The sequence below is a fragment of the Candidimonas sp. SYP-B2681 genome (assembly GCF_003971065.1).
In the GTDB taxonomy this organism is placed as follows: Bacteria; Pseudomonadota; Gammaproteobacteria; order Burkholderiales; family Burkholderiaceae_B; genus Pollutimonas.
This window is the reverse complement of sequence record NZ_RYDV01000006.1, coordinates 166,820-185,851: the sequence shown is the minus strand read 5'-3', so window position 1 is coordinate 185,851 and position 19,032 is coordinate 166,820. Positions and strand designations below refer to the sequence as shown.

General features: G+C 56.8%; 21 protein-coding genes. 12 read left to right on the top strand and 9 right to left on the bottom strand.

Features of this window, described 5'->3' with window-relative positions:
• Positions 1-5: 5 nt before the first annotated feature.
• Complete coding sequence (locus tag EKL30_RS13780; protein ID WP_233583124.1) at positions 6-1,394, bottom strand: CoA transferase; 1,389 nt, start codon at positions 1,392-1,394, stop codon at positions 6-8.
• Positions 1,395-2,027: 633 nt separating this feature from the next.
• Here EKL30_RS13780 and EKL30_RS13775 point away from each other — a divergent pair.
• Both EKL30_RS13775 and EKL30_RS19240 read left to right on the top strand, forming a co-directional pair.
• A complete protein-coding gene (locus tag EKL30_RS13775; protein ID WP_199748582.1) occupies positions 2,028-2,234 on the top strand; it encodes a hypothetical protein in 207 nt (68 codons plus the stop codon).
• A 10-nt stretch (positions 2,235-2,244) separates the two neighbouring features.
• Entirely contained in the window at positions 2,245-2,376 is a 132-nt protein-coding gene (locus EKL30_RS19240; RefSeq protein ID WP_233583122.1) for a putative transporter small subunit, read from the top strand.
• 45 nt (positions 2,377-2,421) lie between these two features.
• Here EKL30_RS19240 and ppc read toward each other — a convergent pair whose 3' ends face one another.
• The 3 genes from ppc to EKL30_RS13760 form a co-directional block, all read right to left on the bottom strand.
• Positions 2,422-5,283 (bottom strand): phosphoenolpyruvate carboxylase, encoded by a 2,862-nt coding sequence (gene ppc, locus EKL30_RS13770; RefSeq protein ID WP_370246268.1) that lies wholly within the window; start codon positions 5,281-5,283, stop codon positions 2,422-2,424.
• 258 nt (positions 5,284-5,541) lie between these two features.
• Positions 5,542-5,964 carry a hypothetical protein gene (locus EKL30_RS13765; RefSeq protein ID WP_126707804.1) on the bottom strand — a complete coding sequence of 141 codons (423 nt, stop codon included), beginning with the start codon at positions 5,962-5,964 and terminating at the stop codon, positions 5,542-5,544.
• A 340-nt stretch (positions 5,965-6,304) separates the two neighbouring features.
• Positions 6,305-6,697 (bottom strand): Rieske 2Fe-2S domain-containing protein, encoded by a 393-nt coding sequence (locus tag EKL30_RS13760; RefSeq protein ID WP_126707803.1) that lies wholly within the window; start codon positions 6,695-6,697, stop codon positions 6,305-6,307.
• 278 nt (positions 6,698-6,975) lie between these two features.
• Between EKL30_RS13760 and EKL30_RS13755 the strand changes: the two genes are divergently transcribed.
• Positions 6,976-8,496 carry a SulP family inorganic anion transporter gene (locus tag EKL30_RS13755; RefSeq protein ID WP_126707802.1) on the top strand — a complete coding sequence of 507 codons (1,521 nt, stop codon included), beginning with the start codon at positions 6,976-6,978 and terminating at the stop codon, positions 8,494-8,496.
• A gap of 74 nt (positions 8,497-8,570) precedes the next feature.
• Entirely contained in the window at positions 8,571-8,852 is a 282-nt protein-coding gene (locus EKL30_RS13750) for a peptidylprolyl isomerase (RefSeq protein ID WP_126707801.1), read from the top strand.
• A 73-nt stretch (positions 8,853-8,925) separates the two neighbouring features.
• On the opposite strand, the gene EKL30_RS13745 is transcribed toward EKL30_RS13750, so the two are convergent.
• Positions 8,926-9,258, bottom strand: a complete 333-nt coding sequence (locus EKL30_RS13745) for an SMR family transporter (RefSeq protein ID WP_126707800.1) — start codon at positions 9,256-9,258, stop codon at positions 8,926-8,928.
• 361 nt (positions 9,259-9,619) lie between these two features.
• Between EKL30_RS13745 and EKL30_RS13740 the strand changes: the two genes are divergently transcribed.
• The 3 genes from EKL30_RS13740 (at position 9,620) to EKL30_RS13730 (ending at position 10,893) form a co-directional block, all read left to right on the top strand.
• Positions 9,620-9,910 (top strand): hypothetical protein, encoded by a 291-nt coding sequence (locus EKL30_RS13740; protein ID WP_126707799.1) that lies wholly within the window; start codon positions 9,620-9,622, stop codon positions 9,908-9,910.
• A gap of 99 nt (positions 9,911-10,009) precedes the next feature.
• Entirely contained in the window at positions 10,010-10,414 is a 405-nt protein-coding gene (locus tag EKL30_RS13735) for a VOC family protein (protein WP_126707798.1), read from the top strand.
• 32 nt (positions 10,415-10,446) lie between these two features.
• The gene (locus EKL30_RS13730; RefSeq protein ID WP_126707797.1) at positions 10,447-10,893 is read left to right on the top strand and encodes an SRPBCC family protein; all 447 of its coding nucleotides are present in this window, start codon (positions 10,447-10,449) and stop codon (positions 10,891-10,893) included.
• Positions 10,894-10,914: 21 nt separating this feature from the next.
• Here EKL30_RS13730 and EKL30_RS13725 read toward each other — a convergent pair whose 3' ends face one another.
• A complete protein-coding gene (locus tag EKL30_RS13725) occupies positions 10,915-11,709 on the bottom strand; it encodes a DUF899 domain-containing protein (protein WP_199748574.1) in 795 nt (264 codons plus the stop codon).
• 204 nt (positions 11,710-11,913) lie between these two features.
• Entirely contained in the window at positions 11,914-12,864 is a 951-nt protein-coding gene (locus EKL30_RS13720; protein ID WP_126707796.1) for a LysR substrate-binding domain-containing protein, read from the bottom strand.
• 236 nt (positions 12,865-13,100) lie between these two features.
• Between EKL30_RS13720 and EKL30_RS19235 the strand changes: the two genes are divergently transcribed.
• From EKL30_RS19235 to EKL30_RS13705, 3 genes are all read left to right on the top strand, one after another.
• On the top strand, positions 13,101-13,415 hold the full coding sequence (locus EKL30_RS19235) for a monooxygenase (protein WP_126707795.1): 315 nt from the start codon (positions 13,101-13,103) through the stop codon (positions 13,413-13,415).
• A gap of 62 nt (positions 13,416-13,477) precedes the next feature.
• On the top strand, positions 13,478-13,858 hold the full coding sequence (locus EKL30_RS13710; protein ID WP_126707794.1) for an RNA-binding S4 domain-containing protein: 381 nt from the start codon (positions 13,478-13,480) through the stop codon (positions 13,856-13,858).
• A 98-nt stretch (positions 13,859-13,956) separates the two neighbouring features.
• Positions 13,957-14,646, top strand: a complete 690-nt coding sequence (locus tag EKL30_RS13705; protein ID WP_126707955.1) for a VIT family protein — start codon at positions 13,957-13,959, stop codon at positions 14,644-14,646.
• A 22-nt stretch (positions 14,647-14,668) separates the two neighbouring features.
• On the opposite strand, the gene EKL30_RS13700 is transcribed toward EKL30_RS13705, so the two are convergent.
• Positions 14,669-15,418, bottom strand: coding sequence for an SDR family oxidoreductase (locus EKL30_RS13700; RefSeq protein WP_126707793.1), 750 nt, complete (start codon positions 15,416-15,418; stop codon positions 14,669-14,671).
• A gap of 180 nt (positions 15,419-15,598) precedes the next feature.
• Here EKL30_RS13700 and ilvD point away from each other — a divergent pair, with 180 nt between their 5' ends.
• Positions 15,599-17,284 carry a dihydroxy-acid dehydratase gene (ilvD, locus tag EKL30_RS13695; protein WP_126707792.1) on the top strand — a complete coding sequence of 562 codons (1,686 nt, stop codon included), beginning with the start codon at positions 15,599-15,601 and terminating at the stop codon, positions 17,282-17,284.
• Here the strand turns inward: ilvD and EKL30_RS13690 are convergent.
• The gene (locus EKL30_RS13690) at positions 17,281-17,979 is read right to left on the bottom strand and encodes a pirin family protein (RefSeq protein WP_126707791.1); all 699 of its coding nucleotides are present in this window, start codon (positions 17,977-17,979) and stop codon (positions 17,281-17,283) included. The genes ilvD and EKL30_RS13690 overlap by 4 nt on opposite strands.
• Before the next feature lie 152 nt (positions 17,980-18,131).
• On the opposite strand from EKL30_RS13690, the gene EKL30_RS13685 reads away from it, so the two are divergent.
• Positions 18,132-19,028: a LysR family transcriptional regulator gene (locus EKL30_RS13685; RefSeq protein WP_126707790.1), complete on the top strand. Its 897-nt coding sequence runs from the start codon at positions 18,132-18,134 to the stop codon at positions 19,026-19,028.
• The last annotated feature ends 4 nt before the right edge of the window (positions 19,029-19,032 follow it).

Genomic DNA, 19,032 nt, shown 5'->3' with positions numbered 1-19,032 from the left:
GCGCTTTAGGTGGGCCACCGCGCCGGGCTACTGCCCAGCGCGGTGGCGGGGGTGTTCCAATGCATGGGAATACCTTCTACATGGCAGGGTGGCTTAAGGCGCCGGGCAGGTCCCCAATAGGTATGTTCTGTTTCAGCTGACCATTCTTCGCTGGACTCGGGCGCGAGTTCCGCCCCGTTTGTCGCTGTGGCCTGTGACATCAGCAATTCACCGCTGCGTGCCAGCGAAAGGCGGCTGACTGAACCCGTTCCCGTATCCAAGCTATGCGTCAGGCCATCCAGGACGGCCGCCGCCATAAGGTAACCTGTAGCCTGATCCAGCGCCTGCACAGGTAGCGGCGTGGGTTTGTCGCGGCCGTAGGCGACCATGCCAAGGTGGGCAATACCATTGCTCATTTGCACCAGACTGTCAAAGCCGCGCCGGGTACTCCAGGGGCCGCTCCAACCGTAAGCATTCAGGCAAACGTCGACCAGGCCCGGCCGTATCGATTGCCGGTCCTGCGTTCCAAGCCCCAGGCGTTCCAGTGCATCGGCGCGGTAGCCATGCACGACGACGTCGGCCTGGGCCATCAGGCGTTTTATTTGGTCCAGCTGTTCAGCGCTGCGAAAATCCAGCAAAGCGCAGCGCTTGCCTACGGTAACCTCGGGGATCATGCCTGGCTCCGTCCAGAATGGCGGGTCGATGCGCAACACTTCGGCGCCATAAGCGGCCAGGAAACGTGTCGAGACGGGCCCTGCCAGCACGCGGGTCAAGTCCAGCACCTTGATGCCTGCCAGCGGACGCTCCAGCGTGGCATCCGGAACCTTGATCGTGCCCTTGCTCCCGTCTGCAACTTGAAACAGCGGTTCGGTCCCGACGGCTCTGCCCTGGGGGTGATGCGCCCATTCATCCCGCGAGCGCATTGCCGCTGCACAGCCGCCTGCCTGCACGATGGCCGCTTCAAGCTCGGCGGCAGTCCACCGGGACACGGCGTGTTCAACATCGCCACGTGCAGCGCCGGTGCCAAGCACCGATAACGCTGCTGCCAGGTGATGCGGGGCGTTGGTGTGCAGCCGGATCCAACCTTCGCCGGCCTGGTAATCGCCGGTGATCGGGTCCCTGACCTTAGGCATCTGCCAGCCCTGCGGCCGTAGTGTTGTGCCAAACCATAATGACGCCAGACGACGGTCTACGGTAACGGCGGGGCACACGCCGAATCGGCGATGTACATAGGTGGCCAACGCACGGGCCGCGGTGGAAATAGAGGCCACTGCAAAAGCCGTAACCGGAAGTGCCGAAGGCAGGTCTCCCGCGCCGAGCACCGTGGGGGCGTCGCTTAACGCCCCAGCGCTGATCGCGCGGCTAGGTGGCTGCATGGCTTCGAAGTACGCGGAAATGGCAGACGAACCGTTCATTTGGAGCTTCCTGTAGGAATTACTTTACGGCTAAGGAATACTACGGTTTCATAGATGTTTGCGCTAGTGGACCCATGGCCGGAGTGGCGGCCGCACTGTCGCGCGATGGACTCGCTACCCATCAAGGGGTACAATTTGCGCCTTGGTGCGCTGTGACGGTTTAGCGCAGCCACGCAGAAACTATCGGAAATGGATGAATTCTGCGCGCTTAACCGGTCCTTCGCGGACTCAATTCTCAGCGCGCGAAAACTCCTTTCTCTTCAATAGGTCACTTCGCAGTGACCCGGCTTTCAGCCGAAGCAAAAACACCCGGCGCGTTTGGCCGCGGAACAATTAGGTTGGCCGCTATTTGGTCAACATTGCACCTTGTCGATATTGGTAACGCCTGTCAGGTTCTCTGGTAGTCCACGTTCCGTTATCGCTTGTGCTGCAAAGAGGCACCTGAATTGTGTTTCTTTCAACCAGCCTGATCCAAGTTAACCATTGTTTGGGTCAAGCGGGGATGACTGCGCGCGTCGATTTCGCACGAAATCGCTCGCTGTGTGCTCTATGGGGTTTATGCCGGCCATTGTCGTTCGACGTAAACGGCCAATTGATTGATCAACGTTGGTGCTGATCCCGGTGACGTTCGGGGTGTTACGCGACTATCTGGTTCTTCTAAGTTCGCTGACCGCCTATGGCGTAAGCGCCGCAATATGTGTCGCCATGAGCTGGCGCAGCAAAGAGCGTTTCGACTTTGATCTGCTGGCCGAGCGCGTTACGTCGTTTCATGTCGAGGCTGCCGTTCCGGTCAAGGCAGCCAATCGTCCGGCAGGCGATTCGATTCCTGCCCACGCTTAAGGAGTAAATAATGAAAGAGCTATTACTATCGAGCTATATCCTTGTATGGCCCGTCATCTCGACCGCCGTCCTTGTGGTACTGATTGTCGCCTTGGTCAACGACATGCGTGCCGCCCGTAGAGATGGCGACAGCATGATTTAGGCAACGCTTTAACCAGAAAGCCCGCGATAACGTTCGCGGGTTTTTTTACCCTGAGTTTCTAAGTCCGGCGGCAACCCCGTTGATCGTCATGTGGATGGCACGTTGAGTGCGGCTTTCGCCGTCGTCGCTGCGACTTGCCTTGCGGCGTTCAGCACGGTGTCGGCGCAGCAGCTCTACCTGCAGGTGGTTCAGTGGGTCGATATACGCAAAGCGCTCGCCCAGGGCCGCTTTCAGGAATTCGTCTTCAGCCAGCAGGTCGTGCTGCGCGACGTCTTTGAACATGTTCAGCGTTAAAGCGAATTCTTGTTCGATACGGGAAAAGACGGCGTCGCGCAGCTTTCGATCGGGAACGAGGCTGGCGTAGCGGCGTGCAATTTCCAGATCGGTTTTGGCCAGGACCTGTTCCAGGTTGGATAACAGGGTGCGGAAAAAAGGCCAGATTTCAGCCATTTTCTGAAGTTGAGCCATGCGTTCGCCCGGGGTGGCGGGACTGTCCGGACACCCTTCGTCGACATACGTCCGCATGGCTGTGCCCACACCATACCAACCTGGCAGCATTACCCGGCATTGGGCCCACGAAAACCCCCAGGGAATGGCCCGCAGATCTTCGATTTTCTGGCTCGCCTTGCGCGCTGCCGGGCGCGATCCGATGTTCAGGCCTGCGATCTCGAGTATGGGTGTCGAAGCAAAAAAGTAGTCATTAAAGCCTGGCGTTTCGTAAACCAGGGTACGGTAACTTTGTTGCGCCACGCCGGCCATGAAGTCCAGGGCATTGCCGAAAAGTGCCATGTTGTCGTCTTCGGTTCGTGACGCTGACGGGTTGGGCGTGAGACTGGCTTCCAGCGTGGCAGCGACAAAGGTCTCCAGGTGCCAGCGCCCCACCTCGGCGTCTTTGTACTTGCCTTGTATGACCTCGCCTTGCTCGGTCAAGCGTATTTGCCCATTAACGGTGCCGGGGGGCTGGGCCAGGATCGCGTCAAAGCTGGAACCACCGCCGCGTCCCACCGAACCACCGCGTCCGTGAAACAGGCGCAGGCGCGTCTTGCGCTTCTTGAACACCTCTACCATCTGGCGTTCAGCTCGATATAGGGCCCAGTTCGACGTAAGGTAACCACCGTCTTTATTGCTGTCTGAATAGCCCAGCATGACTTCTTGGATGCCGTCTTGGGCGTGGCGCACTCTGGCCGCAACTTCAGGCAGGTCTAGCCACCTGCCCATGATTTCCGGACCGCGCATCAGGTCGGGTATGGTCTCAAATAGTGGCACCACCATCAGCCCGGCATGCAGCTTGTTGAACGCATTTTGCGGCGTAGGTGAGATCAGTCCGGTTTCCTGCTGCAGCACCAGCACTTCAAGCAGGTCGCTAAGCGTTTCGGTATGCGATACCACGACCTGCATAATGGCTTTCTCACCGTACCTGCGACGGCAGGCGGCGGCGCTGCGGAAAATTGACAGCTCTTTTTCGGTTTCGGCCGAATAGGCGATCCAGGGCGAGACCAACGGGCGCACTTCCGTAAACTCCTGGCGCAAAAGGCTGATGCGGTCTTCTTCAGACAAGGCGCTGTAGTCAACGGGCTTGTCATTGAATCGCACCTGGGCAGACCGGAATAGTTCGTTCAGTACGCGTTCGTGCACATCTGAACTTTGTCGCAGATCGACGGTGGCCAGATGGAAGCCGAAGATGCTGACAGCCTGGAGCAGACCCGACAAGCGTAATTGGGCGATAAGCGAGCCATGGTGCTTGGTCAACGAATCGCTGACGATTTGCAAATCATGCAGGAATTCTTCAGGACTGGCATAAGGCGGCGCGTCGTAAGTGGGTCGCAACGCCAATTGTCGGCCGGTGAGCGCGACCGAGGTGGCGGCCATGCGCGCATACAAGTGAATGAACACGCGTCGATAAGGTTCATCACGCCGGTGGGGCGAAGCGTCTTGACTTGCTCGCGAAAGCGCCATCAGTTCCGGGCTGACCTTGCCAAGCGACTGCGATATTGAAATTTCGGTACCCAGGTCTTTGATTTCCTGCAGATAGTGTTGCAGGGCGCGCGTCGACTGCCTTAGCAGGGCTTGTTCGAGCGTCGAGGCATCAACATTGGGATTGCCGTCGCGATCGCCGCCTATCCAGCTGCCCATTTGAAGGAACGGCGGAAGGGTATTGGCCTTTACGTCGAACGCCGTGCGCCCTGGCCGCTGCAGCCGCGTTGACAAATCCTGGTATAGCCGCGGGATAACGGTTAGAAAAGTGCTGGTGTAGTAGCTCAGGGCATTATCGATCTCATCCAGGACAGTCAGCTTTTCCTGACGCAACATGCGCGTCTGCCACAACGCGGCGATCAAGCCCGCCAGACGTTGCTGGGTGAACAGCTCTTCGGACGGCGTGAGCGTGGCGTCGGTATGGGCAAGTTGGAGGGCAATTTCACTGTGCAAATCCAGCGTGCTTTTGCGCTGGACTTCGGTGGGGTGTGCAGTTAGCACCGGTACGATTCGAGCATCTTCCAAATAACGAAGTATCTTGCGGTTACCCACCCCTTTTTCTTTCAGTAGATCAAGGGCATGTTGCAGACTACCGCGGACGGGGGCGCCGGACTGCAATTCGTGTTGCCGTTGGCGGCGATTTTGGTCGCGGTCTTCAGCAATGTTGGATAAGTGCAGGAAGTAACTGAAGGCCCTGGCAACCGAATTCGCTTCTTCATCGCCCAGACGGCTGATTTGTTGCTCGAGAATCTTGCTGTCGGCGATATTGCCTTCGCGCCGAAACTTCACTGCGGCACGTCTCAACTTTTCGATCACATCGTAAATCGCCTTACCTTCGCATTCTTTAACGACGTCGCCCAAGGTTTTTCCCAGCAGGCGTATGTCGCTGCGTAAAGAGGATGGCTCGAAGCTGGATGTTGCTGGCTGATTCACTTTGTCTCCATGATGGGCATTATTGTGGATGGGTCGCCTGATCGCGGCCGTTAGCATCTTCGCTACAGCTTACTGGATTTTTGGCTGATGCTCTAAGCGGAATATTGAGTCGGGGAGCGGCGTAATGGCGCGTCGCGAGCATGGGGATTCGGGAAAAAGGCGGCGGGAAAATTATCATTAGCGTTTTTGTAGCCGGTTGCACACTTAGGCCAGTCGCACACTTATTAACCCGGCGCCTGGGGGTGGAGCCGGCCGTGCTCAATGCTTCGCGGTCCCGTGGCCGGGACTCCCCGGGCACAGGCCCCAGTCCGGGCGCCCGCGAACTCGCGAAACGGGCAGCCACTGGCTGCCCGTAAGCGTCTCGCTCAAACAGCGCGGTCTTGTACCCCGGTCTGGAACCTGCGCCCGGCGCACGCATACTTCGCCCGACCAGCCCCACCCCCAGGCGCCTGGCATTACTGTCATGGTGACGGGTGTGAACGACTGCGCTGGAAAGTCGGACGTCGCATCGGTGTGGCCAAGATCCATGCGTAGGGTCGAGATAAAGACTGACGTCGACACTGCCACCGTGGCCCAAACGGCGGGCGAAAAATCGCCATGGCAGTCACGCTCGTACGTAGCAACGATACCCATCACTTCCAAGCGTTGGAACTCGTGGCAACACACTGACTTATGAGGCACAGGGGGCCGGGGCGGGGCTGGCGAAAGGTTGAGCGCGCTGGGCTGTACAGCGCAATCGGGGGAAAAAGGGCGTGCATGCCTGAGCCAACAAAAGCACAGGCCGCAGGACTGGCGTTGGCGAGTTCACGCCCGCCCCGATTGCGTTGTACGGCACAGACAGTTCCGGCATCCTGCCGGAACCGCAGCGATCTTGAGCCAGCCCCGCCCTGGCCCCCTGCGCCTCCTTAAGAACACTGGAGAAATTCCATAGCCCCTACTTGAAAACACTAGAGAAAACCAGGTAGCGCCTACTCAAGAAACTAGAGGGAATTCCGCAGCCGCGGCCTCGAGAACGCTGTCTCTACTCCAGCGGCGCCGTCTTCCCCTTGGGCCACCACAAGACAACTTGATGGTCTCCGTGCTGCTCTTCGGATACCTCCAGCGCCAGGAGCTTGCTTGGCCGGCCGGGGCCTCCCGTGCACTCCCCGGTGTCGGGTTTGAAGCTCGCGCCGTGGCGGGCGCACATCAAAAACTCGCCGTCCCGCGTAAAGACCCGGTTATTCCAGTCCAGCTCTGAACCCATGTGCGGGCAACGGTTCAGGTAGCCGTGCACCTCGCCTTTATACCGGACGAAGAACGCTGTAGCCGGCTCATTCGCGTGAGTAACCGCCAGTTTGTGGGCCAGGCCCCCCTCGACCAAATCGGTCGAAGGGCAAACCACGATAGGAAGCGTGGCAGTAGTAGGGATGTTCATTGCTGAGGCGAAGCCGTTATCGATTCAATCAAGTAGTGTAATTCTGATTGGCGATGTTGGCATGCCATCATGTCGCCGCAACGGCCTGCCACCTTTCGTTGATCAGTATGCGACAATTGCCGCGCCGCAATTATGCAGAACCGGTCCACCGATGTAAGCCTATCTAATTAAAAAAAAGCCTTTTGCTGCCTTACGTTTTGCAGCTCATTCACAATTGCCGTTGCCCCAGCGCTCGTACCCGCTGCAGCGCAAGCCGCACATTATTAGATAGGTTTTGTATGTCCGACTTTAATACATCGTCGCTGAAGACTAACGTCTTGAGCGGCCTTACCGTTTCCCTTGCACTGGTTCCGGAGGCAATCGCCTTCGCGCTAGTCGCCCATGTCAGTCCCCTGACCGGGCTATACGCCGCCTTTATCGTCTGCCTGATCACCGCAGCGCTCGGCGGTCGGCCGGGCATGATTTCCGGCGCAGCAGGCGCTTTGGCCGTCGTCATGGTCGCATTGGTTACACAACACGGTGCGGAATACCTCTTTGCGGCCGTTGTCTTGATGGGTTTGCTGCAACTGTTTTTCGCAGCCTGTAAATTAGGCAAGCTGATACGCATGGTGCCTCACTCAGTCATGCTGGGCTTTGTGAACGGCTTGGCCATCGTCATTTTCATGGCACAGTTCGGGCATTTCAAAAGCCTCGGTGCAGATGGCGATATGCACTGGGTGGGAAGCGAATCCCTGGCAATTATGCTGGGGCTGATTGCGGTGACAATGGCGATCATCTACCTGCTGCCTAAGCTGACAACCGCCATTCCGTCTGCGCTCGCCGCAATTCTGGTGGTGGCCGGGTTAGTTGCCGCTTTCGGAATAGATACCAAGACGGTGGGCGACATGGGTTCCATCGCTGGCGGCTTGCCTCAGTTTCATGTGCCCAACGTTCCACTGAACCTCGAAACGCTATATATCATTTTCCCGTACGCCTTGATTCTGGCTGCGATCGGCTTGATAGAAACGCTGCTGACTTTGAACCTGATCGATGAAATGACGGATACGCGCGGCAAGCCAAACCGCGAGTCGATGGCACAGGGACTGGCCAATGTCGTGGGTGGGTTCTTTGCCACGATGGGTGGCTGCGCCATGATTGGTCAAAGCATGATCAACATCAATAACGGCGCCCGGCACCGGATTTCAGGAATCGCGGCCGCAGTTTTCCTGCTGGGCTTCATTCTGTTTCTGTCGAGCTGGATCGAACTGATTCCTTTGGCTGCACTCATCGGGCTTATGTTCGTCGTGGCCCAGAAGACCTTTGCATGGGGAAGTTTGCGCGCCCTGCGGAAGATTCCACGCCAGGATGCCATTATCGTTATCGGTGTGACCGTGATTACGGTTCTTACTGATTTAGCCGTCGCCGTGCTGGCAGGTATTGTTTTTGCGGCACTGGTATTCGCGTGGCAGCAGGCCAAGCAAATTCAGGCCAACACGTTCATCGATAACAACGGGATGAAGGTATACCAGCTGCGTGGCGTGCTGTTCTTTGCCTCCGCTGCCAATTTTTCCCGCCTGTTCACGCCGAACGAAGACCCGTCGCACGTTGTACTGGAATTTGCCGAGGCCCGTGTGGTCGACCATTCAGCCGTCGAGGCCATTGATTCGCTGGCGAACCGCTATCAACAGGCAGGTAAGACCTTGCATCTGCGGCACCTAAGCGCCGACTGTCTGGAGCTTCTTAGCAAAGCCAAAGACATGGTGGAAATCGACGTCTATGCGGATCCGCACTATCACATCGCCGACAGCAAGCTGGGTTAGCCGGGGAATAGTCGGGAAAGACGAATGGCGTCGATTGAGTTATTCTGTTCTATCATTTAGAAGGAGTAATACTCATGGCCCAAGCCACCGCCCGCCACATCCTCGTTTCCACTGAAGAAAAGTGCAACGAACTTAAGACTGCTATCGAAGAAGGCGCTGACTTCGCGCAAGTTGCGAAAGACAATTCCAGCTGCCCATCCAGCCGCGATGGCGGCAATTTGGGTTCATTCGGTCCTGGCCAGATGGTCAAAGAATTCGACACCGTCGTATTCAGCGCGCCAATTAATGTCGTGCAAGGCCCGGTGAAAACGCAATTCGGTTACCACCTGCTTGAAGTGACCAGCCGTCAAGACTAAGTCTGATCAGCGGAAGTTCATCAACGCCGGCAACTGGCATTTGCGCCGTGCCGGCGTTTAAGAGAGGCGCAGTTCAATGTGCCGAACTCGTAGAAAAAACATTAAGTACGATCACGCCCGAAACGATCAATCCCATGCCGATGACAGCGGCAATATCAAGCTTTTGCCCATAAAGCGCCCACCCCGCTAGGGCGATCAACACCGTGCCTACACCGGACCATATTGCATAGGCGATGCCGACTGGAATAACCCGCAGCGTGAGGGACAATAAATAAAAGGCGATGAGGTATCCGACAGCTGTGATGATGGACGGTGCGAGCTTCGAGAAGCCTTCGCTTGCCTTCAGTGCGGATGTTGCGATGACTTCCGCGACAATTGCGCCGCCAAGAATGAGCCATTGATTCATTAGTATCCTTTATTTAAGAGCCGCGAATTTAACAGAAGAGGCCGACGAAAATGCCTATCGGCGGGCATCCGCGCGCGGCCTTTCTCTTGCATCGTAATCGCTACCTTTTCAAATTGCTGGCCCAAAGGTTGAATGAAACCCGGTCGGCTGAGGTTAGCAAGATTGTGCATCACTTCCCAGATTTACTTAGGACGACACTGTTACTACACTAGGTAAGGGTCGCGGGTATCAACGCTCGTATCAATCAAGCGATCCTCTCTATTAGTTGCACTGAACGTTGTCGGAAATAGTAGTGAAAGGCTGCACATATTATGTGCGGCTTCCACTGGTTTCGTTGGTCCACCAGACAGGAGCTTCAATCATGGAAACTGTTATCAGGACATACTCCGGAAAGGGTGCAAAAGAGTTGTTTGATTTGTTAGAGAAGCGAAAGACTGACGTCGAACAATTGCTGCGTTCGGTCCAAGGCTTTGTTGGCTATACCCTCGCACGCAGCGCCGAAGGCGGGTTTTCGGTGACGGTTTGCCAGGACAAGGCGGGCATAGACGAAAGCGTTCAAAAGGCGAGGGACTGGATTGCGAATAACGCCGCCAATACGGGCGCGGCAGCGCCCCAAGTATCCCAAGGCTCAGTCATTATTCACATCACGTAAAAGAACCGCGGCACGTCGCTCGCCGGTTTAGCGCAAGGCATTTGTATTGTTGCTGGCTCGCGAGGCGCGTCGCGGCGACCATAATGCGGTGATGCCACTATGCAGATACTGATAAATATCGACGTTCCAGAGCTTGATCCCGCGATCGAGTTTTACAGCGTCGCTTTATCCTTGAAACTTAGTCGCATTATCGATGACGATGTCGCAGAATTGACCGGTGCATCGTCGGTTGTCTATCTTCTACGTCAGTCAGCCGGTTCACGTCCGGCGAAAGGTCTCGTCGATGTGCGCCAATACAGTAGGCACTGGACACCGGTGCACGTTGATTTTGTTGTAGACAATATAGACCAAGCGGCGAAGCGCGCCATTGATGCCGGGGCGTCGCGGGAAAGCGAATGCGTTCATTGGAAAGGGTCAAAATGCATAAGCTTCTCGGACCCCTTCGGTCATGGCTTTTGCCTAATCGAATTCACTGGCGAAACGTACAGCGACGACGTTGCTTGATTTCAACTTTTCAACTGAAGGGTTAACACACCATGACAACTGGAACGGTTCACTTTCATCGCGTCTTGCGCGCAAGCCCCGAGCTTGTCTATCGCGCTTTCCTGGAGCCCGATGCGATAGCAAAGTGGCTTCCCCCTTACGGATACACTTGCCAAGTGCACCACATGGACGCCCAAGTCGGTGGCTCTTACAAGATGTCGTTTTGCAACTTCAGCACTGGCAACAGTCACTCGTTTGGCGGTGAGTACCTTGAACTGGTGCCGTCCGAGAAGATCCGCTACTCGGACCAGTTCGACGATCCAAATCTGCCCGGTCAGATGGACACGACCATTTCATTGCGGCCGGTCTCTTGTGGCGCCGAGCTTACCGTCGTTCAGAAGGGCTTGCCCGAGGCCCTTCCTGTGGAGATGTGCTATCTGGGCTGGCAGGAGTCGCTTAGTCAGCTGGCCAAGCTGGTAGAGGCGGAAAACCTGGGGTGACCGCGCCTGCAAAGGCATGGCTCATGATTTTGTGCTGGCCTGTTGATTCCGGAACGCTGCTTCTCCCGCATCCGATATTTCGACCCATTTTTTGTCGGGAGCCGCACCTGCGACGTAGCTATCGTGCCAGTTCCACCACTTGTAGGGCGGGGTCTGAGGATAGCCATCTGGTGAATCCTCCCAAAGCTCCTGACGGCCCAGCGGCGTGATGTCCAGGTAATTCCACGTGCTCCCCATCTGCTCGTCGCCGCGGTTGTTAAGGAAGTAGGTGCGGAACACGCGGCCGTTGTCGCGGAAAAACACGTTTGTGCCGTGCCACTCATCTACGCCGAAGTCGGCGTCGAACGTATCCGTCAGCGTGAACCAGGGAATCTCCCAGCCCATCCGCGCCTTTAGCTGCGCGATGTCCGCCTGGGGCGCACGCGAGACGAAGACGAGGGTGGTGTCACGGGCGTTAAGGTGGGCGACATGGGCGACCTGGTCGGCCACCATGGAGCAGCCTCGGCAGGCGTGGTCAGGCCAGCCGAACACGCCCGGTTCGAAGAAGGCGCGGTACACGATCAGCTGACGCCTACCGTCGAAAAGGTCAAGCAAACTGACTTTGCCGACAGGCCCATCGAATGCATACGCCGCGTCCACGGCCATCCATGGCATTCGCCGTCGCTCGGCGGCCAGTGCGTCGCGGGCCCGGGTGTGGGCTTTTTCCTTCACGAGCAGTTGCTGGCGCGCCTCCTCCCACGTCTGTGCCGACACGACAGGTGGTGTATGCATGGTCGGCTGTCCGTTTTTCAGTCCATTTTCATCTGATGTAGTCATGGCGTTGAAAACCTCCTGATATGAGCAAAATCCGCGGGCATCGGGCCGAAGCCCGAACCGACTCGTTGTCCATCGTTGGTTGTTGACCGATAGATAGTTTGGCACCGGAAGCCGGATGTTGGAAGTAAAAAAGTGTGCCGGTTTCCGGTCGTAGCCGTCGATTACAGCGACCGGTTGGGCTTGATGACATGGGTCGGCTTCTGGTTACCGGGCACCTAATTTGGCGGGCTGCACGCTTTCCATCTGCTTGATGGTGTGCCGAACTTCTGAGATTAACCATTTTCGGAATATCGCCACTTCAGGACGAGCGTCGGCTTGGGTCTCGATCAACCAATAGGCGTAGTCACTTTCGCCGGCTTTATCGATTGGCATGGCGACTAATCGGCCATCGGCCAACATGGGAAGGACCAGTGCAATACGTCCCAAGGCGACGCCGTGGCCATCTATCGCCAATTGAACCAGCTGGTTATATTGATTGCAGTGCAGATACGCTTTTGGCTTGGCATCGGCCATCCCGGAAGCGGCCAGCCACTCGGTCCAGCGTAGCCAAGGGCGCGCATGTGGCTCGTCATATTCGAGCAAGACTTCTTTCAACAAAGCATCCGGGTGCTTGAATGCCCGTGCGGCGACCGCTTTGCTTGCGATCGGAGCGACTCGTTCCCCGAATAGCTTGATCGCCCCTGAAGGAACGTCGGCTTCGCGCGCATACCGGATCGCAAGGTCGATGCCTTCTTGTTTCAGGTCAAAAATGCGGTTATTGGCTGCGACCCTGACGTCGATGTTCGGATTGGCATCCTGAAAGGCCGCAAGTTTGGGCAGCAGCCACAACGCCGTGACGCCAAATGAAGCCGTAATGGTAATGGGGCGGGCGTGGCCATTGTTTCGAACAGATTCCGTAAATTCGGACAATCTGTCCATCCATGGGGATGCAAGTACCATCAAGCGTTCACCCACTTCGGTCAACGCAATTGCTCTGTGCTTGCGGACAAGAACCGGCGTCCCTAGGTATTTTTCCAATGCCAATATTTGTCGGCTAACGGCCGACTGGGTCAGGCAAAGGTCGTTGGCCGCCTGCGTAATGCTCATACGCCTTGCAACGGCGATAAACCCGCGCAATGCGTCCAGCGGTGGAAGCTTCAACAAGGGATTGCTCATGCGCGGTTCTCATGTAAGGGGCTGCGTGATCAGATCGGATGGGCGTGGATGCCGCCATCGAATGGGCGCGGTATGTATGAATTTTATCCTATGGATCGGCCTGGGCCGTTCGCATTCATAGGATGAATGTCAATCATGCATAAATACCGCTTGAGTTGACTTGTTCAAATCTGTTTAATGACGAACAGGCGAGCGATTTCGCCGTAAGCCCTTTTCGTACAATTCATGAGGTGCAAATGATCATCGCCTTTACTACCTTCACGCTGCCCAAGCCAATCACACGTGAGCAAGCTCGCAGCATTTTTCTAAGCACCGCGCCAACGTATCAGGGCGTAAAAGGCTTATTGCGCAAGCACTACGTTATCTCTGAAGACGGGGGAACGGTAGGTGGCGTCTATCTTTGGAACTCTCGATCAGAGGCCGAAGCGATGTATACAGAATCTTGGCGCTCGTTCGTCCGAGACAAGTACGACACCGACCCGACGGTCACTTACTTTGAAAGTCCCGTGGTGGTCGACAATGTGGCCCAGCAGATCTTTACCGACGAGTAGGAAAGCGCCGTTCCCACAGTTATCATGTACTCCTCAGGACAGCATCCGTAGAGGACCACGTGATGGACAAGATTCGGATCGACAAATGGCTTTGGGCTGCGCGTTTCTACAAAACACGCAGCCTGGCTGCGCTTGAAATCGGCAAAGGCAGGGTGTCTGTGAACGGGCAGCAGATCAAGCCCGCGCGCGAGATTGCGCAGGGGGATCTCGTCAGTATTCGCAAGGAAGACCCCGCGATTCATGTGCGGGTAGTCGCGGTAAGCAGCGTACGTGGCCCGGCTCCCGTGGCGCGCACCTTGTATGAAGAAACGCCGGAAAGTATTGCGGCACGTGAACACGCTGCCGAAATAAGGCGCCTTGCCCCCGAACCGGCGCATGATTTTGCAGCGGGGCGTCCAACCAAGCGCGATCGGCGGCAAATCGACCTGGTACGGGGGAAATAATAGGGTGGCCGTTTGGTGTAATGCACTGCACCCTTGAACAATTCCCGGCCTACGCCGCCGGCTCGCTGGCTCGCTGGCTCGCTCATAAAGCGTACATCATGAGACATATCGAGGCACACAGGACGCAACGGGTTGGCTGGCTGCGCGCCGCCGTACTCGGCGCGAACGACGGTATTGTCTCCACGGCCAGCCTTGTGCTGGGGGTCGCTGCCGCCGGGACAAGCTCCCAGACTATTTTGGTCGCCGGTGTCGCCGGGCTTGTTGCCGGCGCGATGTCAATGGCAGCCGGCGAGTATGTCTCGGTTTGCTCGCAGGCCGATACCGAGCGCTCCGACTTGGATAGGGAAAGGCAAGAACTGGCTGCCTATCCAGAGCATGAGCATGCCGAATTGAAAGAAATTTATGTTCAGCGCGGATTAGACCGCCGGCTCGCGGCAGAAGTGGCGACCCAATTGATGCAACACGACGCGTTGGGCGCGCACGGACGTGACGAACTGGGCATATCGGCGGCCCTGGCGGCCCGACCTCTGCAAGCGGCATTGGCCTCGGCCGCCACCTTTTCCGTTGGGGCAGTTTTGCCATTACTGATTGTTCTGTTGTTTCCGTCTTCTGACTTGATATGGGCGGTTTCTGGCGCTTCTTTGGTGTTTTTAGCGGCATTGGGCGCGTTGTCAGGATGGGCGGGCGGCGCATCCCTGACAAGGGCGGCCGCGCGGGTTACGTTCTGGGGGGCTTCGGCCATGGCGTTGACAGCCGGGGTAGGGGTGCTTTTTGGCGTAAGCGTTTAATCTCGCCATTCAGAAGCACGGTCTACAAGCCACCTGCACACTGCACGACGGTACCGGTCATGTAAGACGCCGCTGGCGACAATAGCCACACTATCGTTTCGGCAACCTCTTCCGGCCTTGCCAAGCGACCCATGGGAATCTTGGGGGCGACGCGCGCAGGACGATTGGGTTCGCCTGCCGTGGCGTGGATCTCGGTCAGTGTCGATCCCGGCGCCACGCCGCAAACCCGTATTCCCGCTGCAGCAACTTCGCGGGCCAGACCCAGGGTGAAGGCATCTATGGCCGCTTTGCTGGCCGCGTAATGGATGTATTCATTAGGACTGCCAGTGCGCGCCGCAACCGATGATACGTTGATGATGACGCCGGCCGCACCGTTGCTTGCAAAGCTTGCCAGCGCGGCGCGCGAGCATTGTATGGTGCCGAATACATTGACTTGGAATACGCGTTCAATAGTGTCGTCGGTGGTATTGGAAAAGGGCCCGATCGGTCCAGTGATGCCAGTGTTGTTGACCAAGGCGCTGAGGGGCCCCAGTTTTTCTTCGGTCATTTCGAACATACGAGGGATATCGTCCGCCTTGCCCACGTCGCCTTGTATGGCGATGGCTTTCCGGCCATGCTGCAATATGGTCTCGACGACGGCTTGTGCAGCCGCTTCGTCCTTCAAATAGTTAACCGCAACATCAAAGCCATTACGCGCAGCGGCGATGGCGGTTGCGGCACCAATGCCGCGACTGGCTCCGGTGATCAAAACGGTATTATTAAGCGGCGGCATATCGTCTCCCTTCTTTTGGTTTGTTCCGGCATATTATGCGGGATAGCGCCTGTTTCGGCATCAATGCCGCTTGTTCATTATCATGATGGCGACGAGCGCCCACTTCAGGGGGTAAACTCTTTTTTCGATCCATGACTAGCCATTAGCTGTGCATGGTTCTTTATTCAGCAAAGGAAAGAAATGAGCACATCTAAACGCTTGCGGTCTGCCAATATTACTCAGGGTGCCGCCCGTGCACCGAACCGCTCCATGTACTACGCTCTGGGCTACAAAGAAGAAGATTTCCAGAAGCCAATGGTAGGGATCGCCAACGGCTACAGCACGATCACTCCGTGCAATAGTGGTTTGCAAAAGCTTGCCGACGCGGCAATTGAAGCTATCGAATCGTCGGGTGGCAACGCGCAAGTGTTCGGTACGCCCACAATTTCTGACGGTATGGCCATGGGCACCGAGGGGATGAAATATTCACTGGTGTCTCGCGAAGTTATCGCTGACTGCGTTGAAACCTGTGTGCAGGGGCAATGGATGGACGGCGTCGTCGTAATTGGTGGCTGCGACAAGAATATGCCGGGCGGCATGATGGGAATGCTGCGCGCCAATGTGCCGGCTATCTATGTGTATGGCGGCACCATTCTTCCGGGCCGTCTGAACAATAAAGACCTGAACATTGTCAGCGTATTCGAAGCCGTAGGCGAGAACGCTGCGGGTCGCATGAGCGACGAAGAACTCAAGCAAATCGAGCTGCACGCCATTCCCGGACCAGGTTCCTGTGGCGGCATGTATACCGCTAACACCATGAGCTCCTCGTTCGAGGCGCTGGGCATGAGCCTGCCGTATTCGTCGACCATGGCGAACGTGCACGACGAAAAAACGCTTTCGGCCGCCGAATCGGCCCGTGTACTGCTTAAAGCCATCGAGCTTGATCTGAAGCCGCGCGATATCGTGACGCGCGAATCAATTGAAAACGCCGTAAGCGTGATCATGGCCACGGGTGGATCGACCAATGCCGTGCTGCATATTCTGGCCATTGCCCATGCCGCTGAGGTGGAATGGACCATCGACGACTTCGAACGGGTGCGCAGGCGTGTGCCGGTTATTTGCGATTTGAAGCCTAGCGGCCATTTCCTGGCGGTCGATTTCCACAAGGCTGGCGGTGTTCCACAAGTCATGAAGATATTGCTGGATGCCGGCCTCATCAATGGGGATTGCATCACCATTACCGGACAGACGATCGCAGAACTTTTGAAAGACGTTCCCAGCACGCCGAGTGCGGATCAAAATGTTATTTTCCCGATCGACAAGGCGCTTTACAAAGAAGGCCATCTGGCCATCCTGAAAGGAAACCTGTCGCCCGAAGGTGCTGTCGCCAAAATCACCGGCCTGAAGAATCCCGTCATAACAGGGCCGGCGCGGGTGTTCGACGACGAACAGTCCGCCTTGCAGGCCATTCTTGACGGCAAGATCAAAGCCGGCGACGTCATGGTCTTGCGCTACCTCGGGCCCAAGGGTGGTCCCGGCATGCCCGAAATGCTGGCGCCAACGGGGGCTCTGATCGGCGCCGGTCTAGGTGATTCCGTTGGTCTTATCACCGACGGCCGCTTTTCAGGTGGAACCTGGGGCATGGTGGTGGGCCACGTTGCCCCCGAGGCCGCTGCGGGTGGTGTTATCGCCGTTGTGCACGAGGGCGATTCAATCACCATCGATGCGCATCAGCAACTGCTGGAACTTAACGTGCCAGCGGAAGAGATTGCAACGCGCCTTGCCAAGTGGAAGGCACCGGCACCTCGTTACACTCGCGGCGTTCAGGCGAAGTTCGCCTTCAATGCGTCCACCGCGAGCACGGGGGCGGTACTCGACCGGTTCTAAACCAGGTCGAACAGTAGTACTTCTGCCTTGTTGCCGTCGGACAGCGTAAGCATGGTTTCGTCGGAAATTTTCACCCCATCGCCGGCGGTGAGCGCTTGACCGTTAAGCGTCAATTCGCCGCGGGCGACATGCAGGTAGGCGTGGCGGCCGACTGCGATGGCGTGTTCGATACGTTCGGCGCCATCCAGCAAGCCCGCATATACCTTGGCATCCTGCGCGATGGTCAATGATCCGTCGCCGCCATCGGGCGAAGCGACCAAGCGCAATGTGCCGCGCTTTTCTTCCTGTGAATAACGTTTTTCCTGATAATTCGGCTTAATGCCGGAAAATTTGGGCGTGATCCAAATTTGCAGGAAGTGGACCGGTTCGGTGTGTGAGTGGTTGAATTCACTATGACGCACACCGGTGCCCGCGCTCATGACCTGGACATCGCCTGGACGGATAACGGAACCTGACCCCATCGAGTCTTTGTGTTCCAGGGCGCCTTCCAATACATAAGAAATGATCTCCATGTCGCGGTGGGCATGGGTGCCAAAACCCTCGCCAGGCTGCACGGTGTCGTCATTGATCACACGCAAATTGCTCCAGCCCATATGGCGCTGGTCGTAGTATTCGGCAAATGAAAATGTGTGGTGGCTGTTTAACCAACCGTGTCGTGCATGGCCGCGGTCAGCCGCTTTACGGATTTCGATCATTAGTTTCTCCAGTTTTGTAGAAGTTCTGCTCCAATGAATCCAGTTTAATATTTATTTAATTGATAAAATAGCGCAAAATACTGGCGTTAAATATCGATTAATTCGATGTTTAAGTGGCTCAGAACGGCATTCAATTACTAAAAGGACGTGCCATGCAAGGGCTGAAGACCACACTGGAGCAGTGGCGTGTACTGCAGGCCATCGTGCAGTACGGCGGCTTTGCGCAGGCGGCCGAAGCGCTGCATCGCAGCCAGTCGTCCATCAGCTATACGGCAGCCCGGCTGCAGGAGCAGTTGGGTGTATCGCTCTTGATCATCGACGGCCGAAAAGCCCGGCTTACTGAAAACGGCAAAGCGTTGCTCGCCGCTGCGCGCGAGCTCTTATCCGATGCGCAGCAACTGGAGCAGCTGGCCAGACGGCTCGAACAAGGCTGGGAGGCCGAGCTAAGGCTAGTCGTCGACGTGGCGTTTCCCACTCCGGTGCTATTGCAGGCCTTAAGTCAGTTCACGCGGGTGGCGCCGCAAACCCGCGTACAACTAAGCGAAGTGGTGTTGTCTGGGGCTGATGAGGCGCTTTTGGAACAACGCGCCGATATCCTGGTCGGTACGCGTGTGCCCGCCGGATACTTGGGCGATCTGCTGCTTAATGTCGATTTTATTGCTGTCGCGCACCCCGACCATGCTCTGCATCGCTTGGGGCGAAGCTTAAGTTCTGAAGACCTGAAGCGAGAAATGCAGATAGTCTTGCGGGATTCGGGCACCATTAGCCCGCGCGACGAAGGCTGGTTGGGATCGGCGCAGCGCTGGACGGTAAGCAGCATGGAAACTTCCGCCGCCATGGTTGCAGACGGACTGGGTTTTGCGTGGCTACCGCGCCATTTGATCGCTAAGCATTTGGAACAGGGCAGCTTATGGCCGCTACCCTTGAACGAAGGGCAACTGCGACGCGTATCGCTATACCTTACCTTCGGAAACGAAGCCAATATGGGCCCGGCTGCCCGGCAATTGGCCAAGATTCTTCAAACGGCAGTGCAGGGCGATGGCGACTGATTCC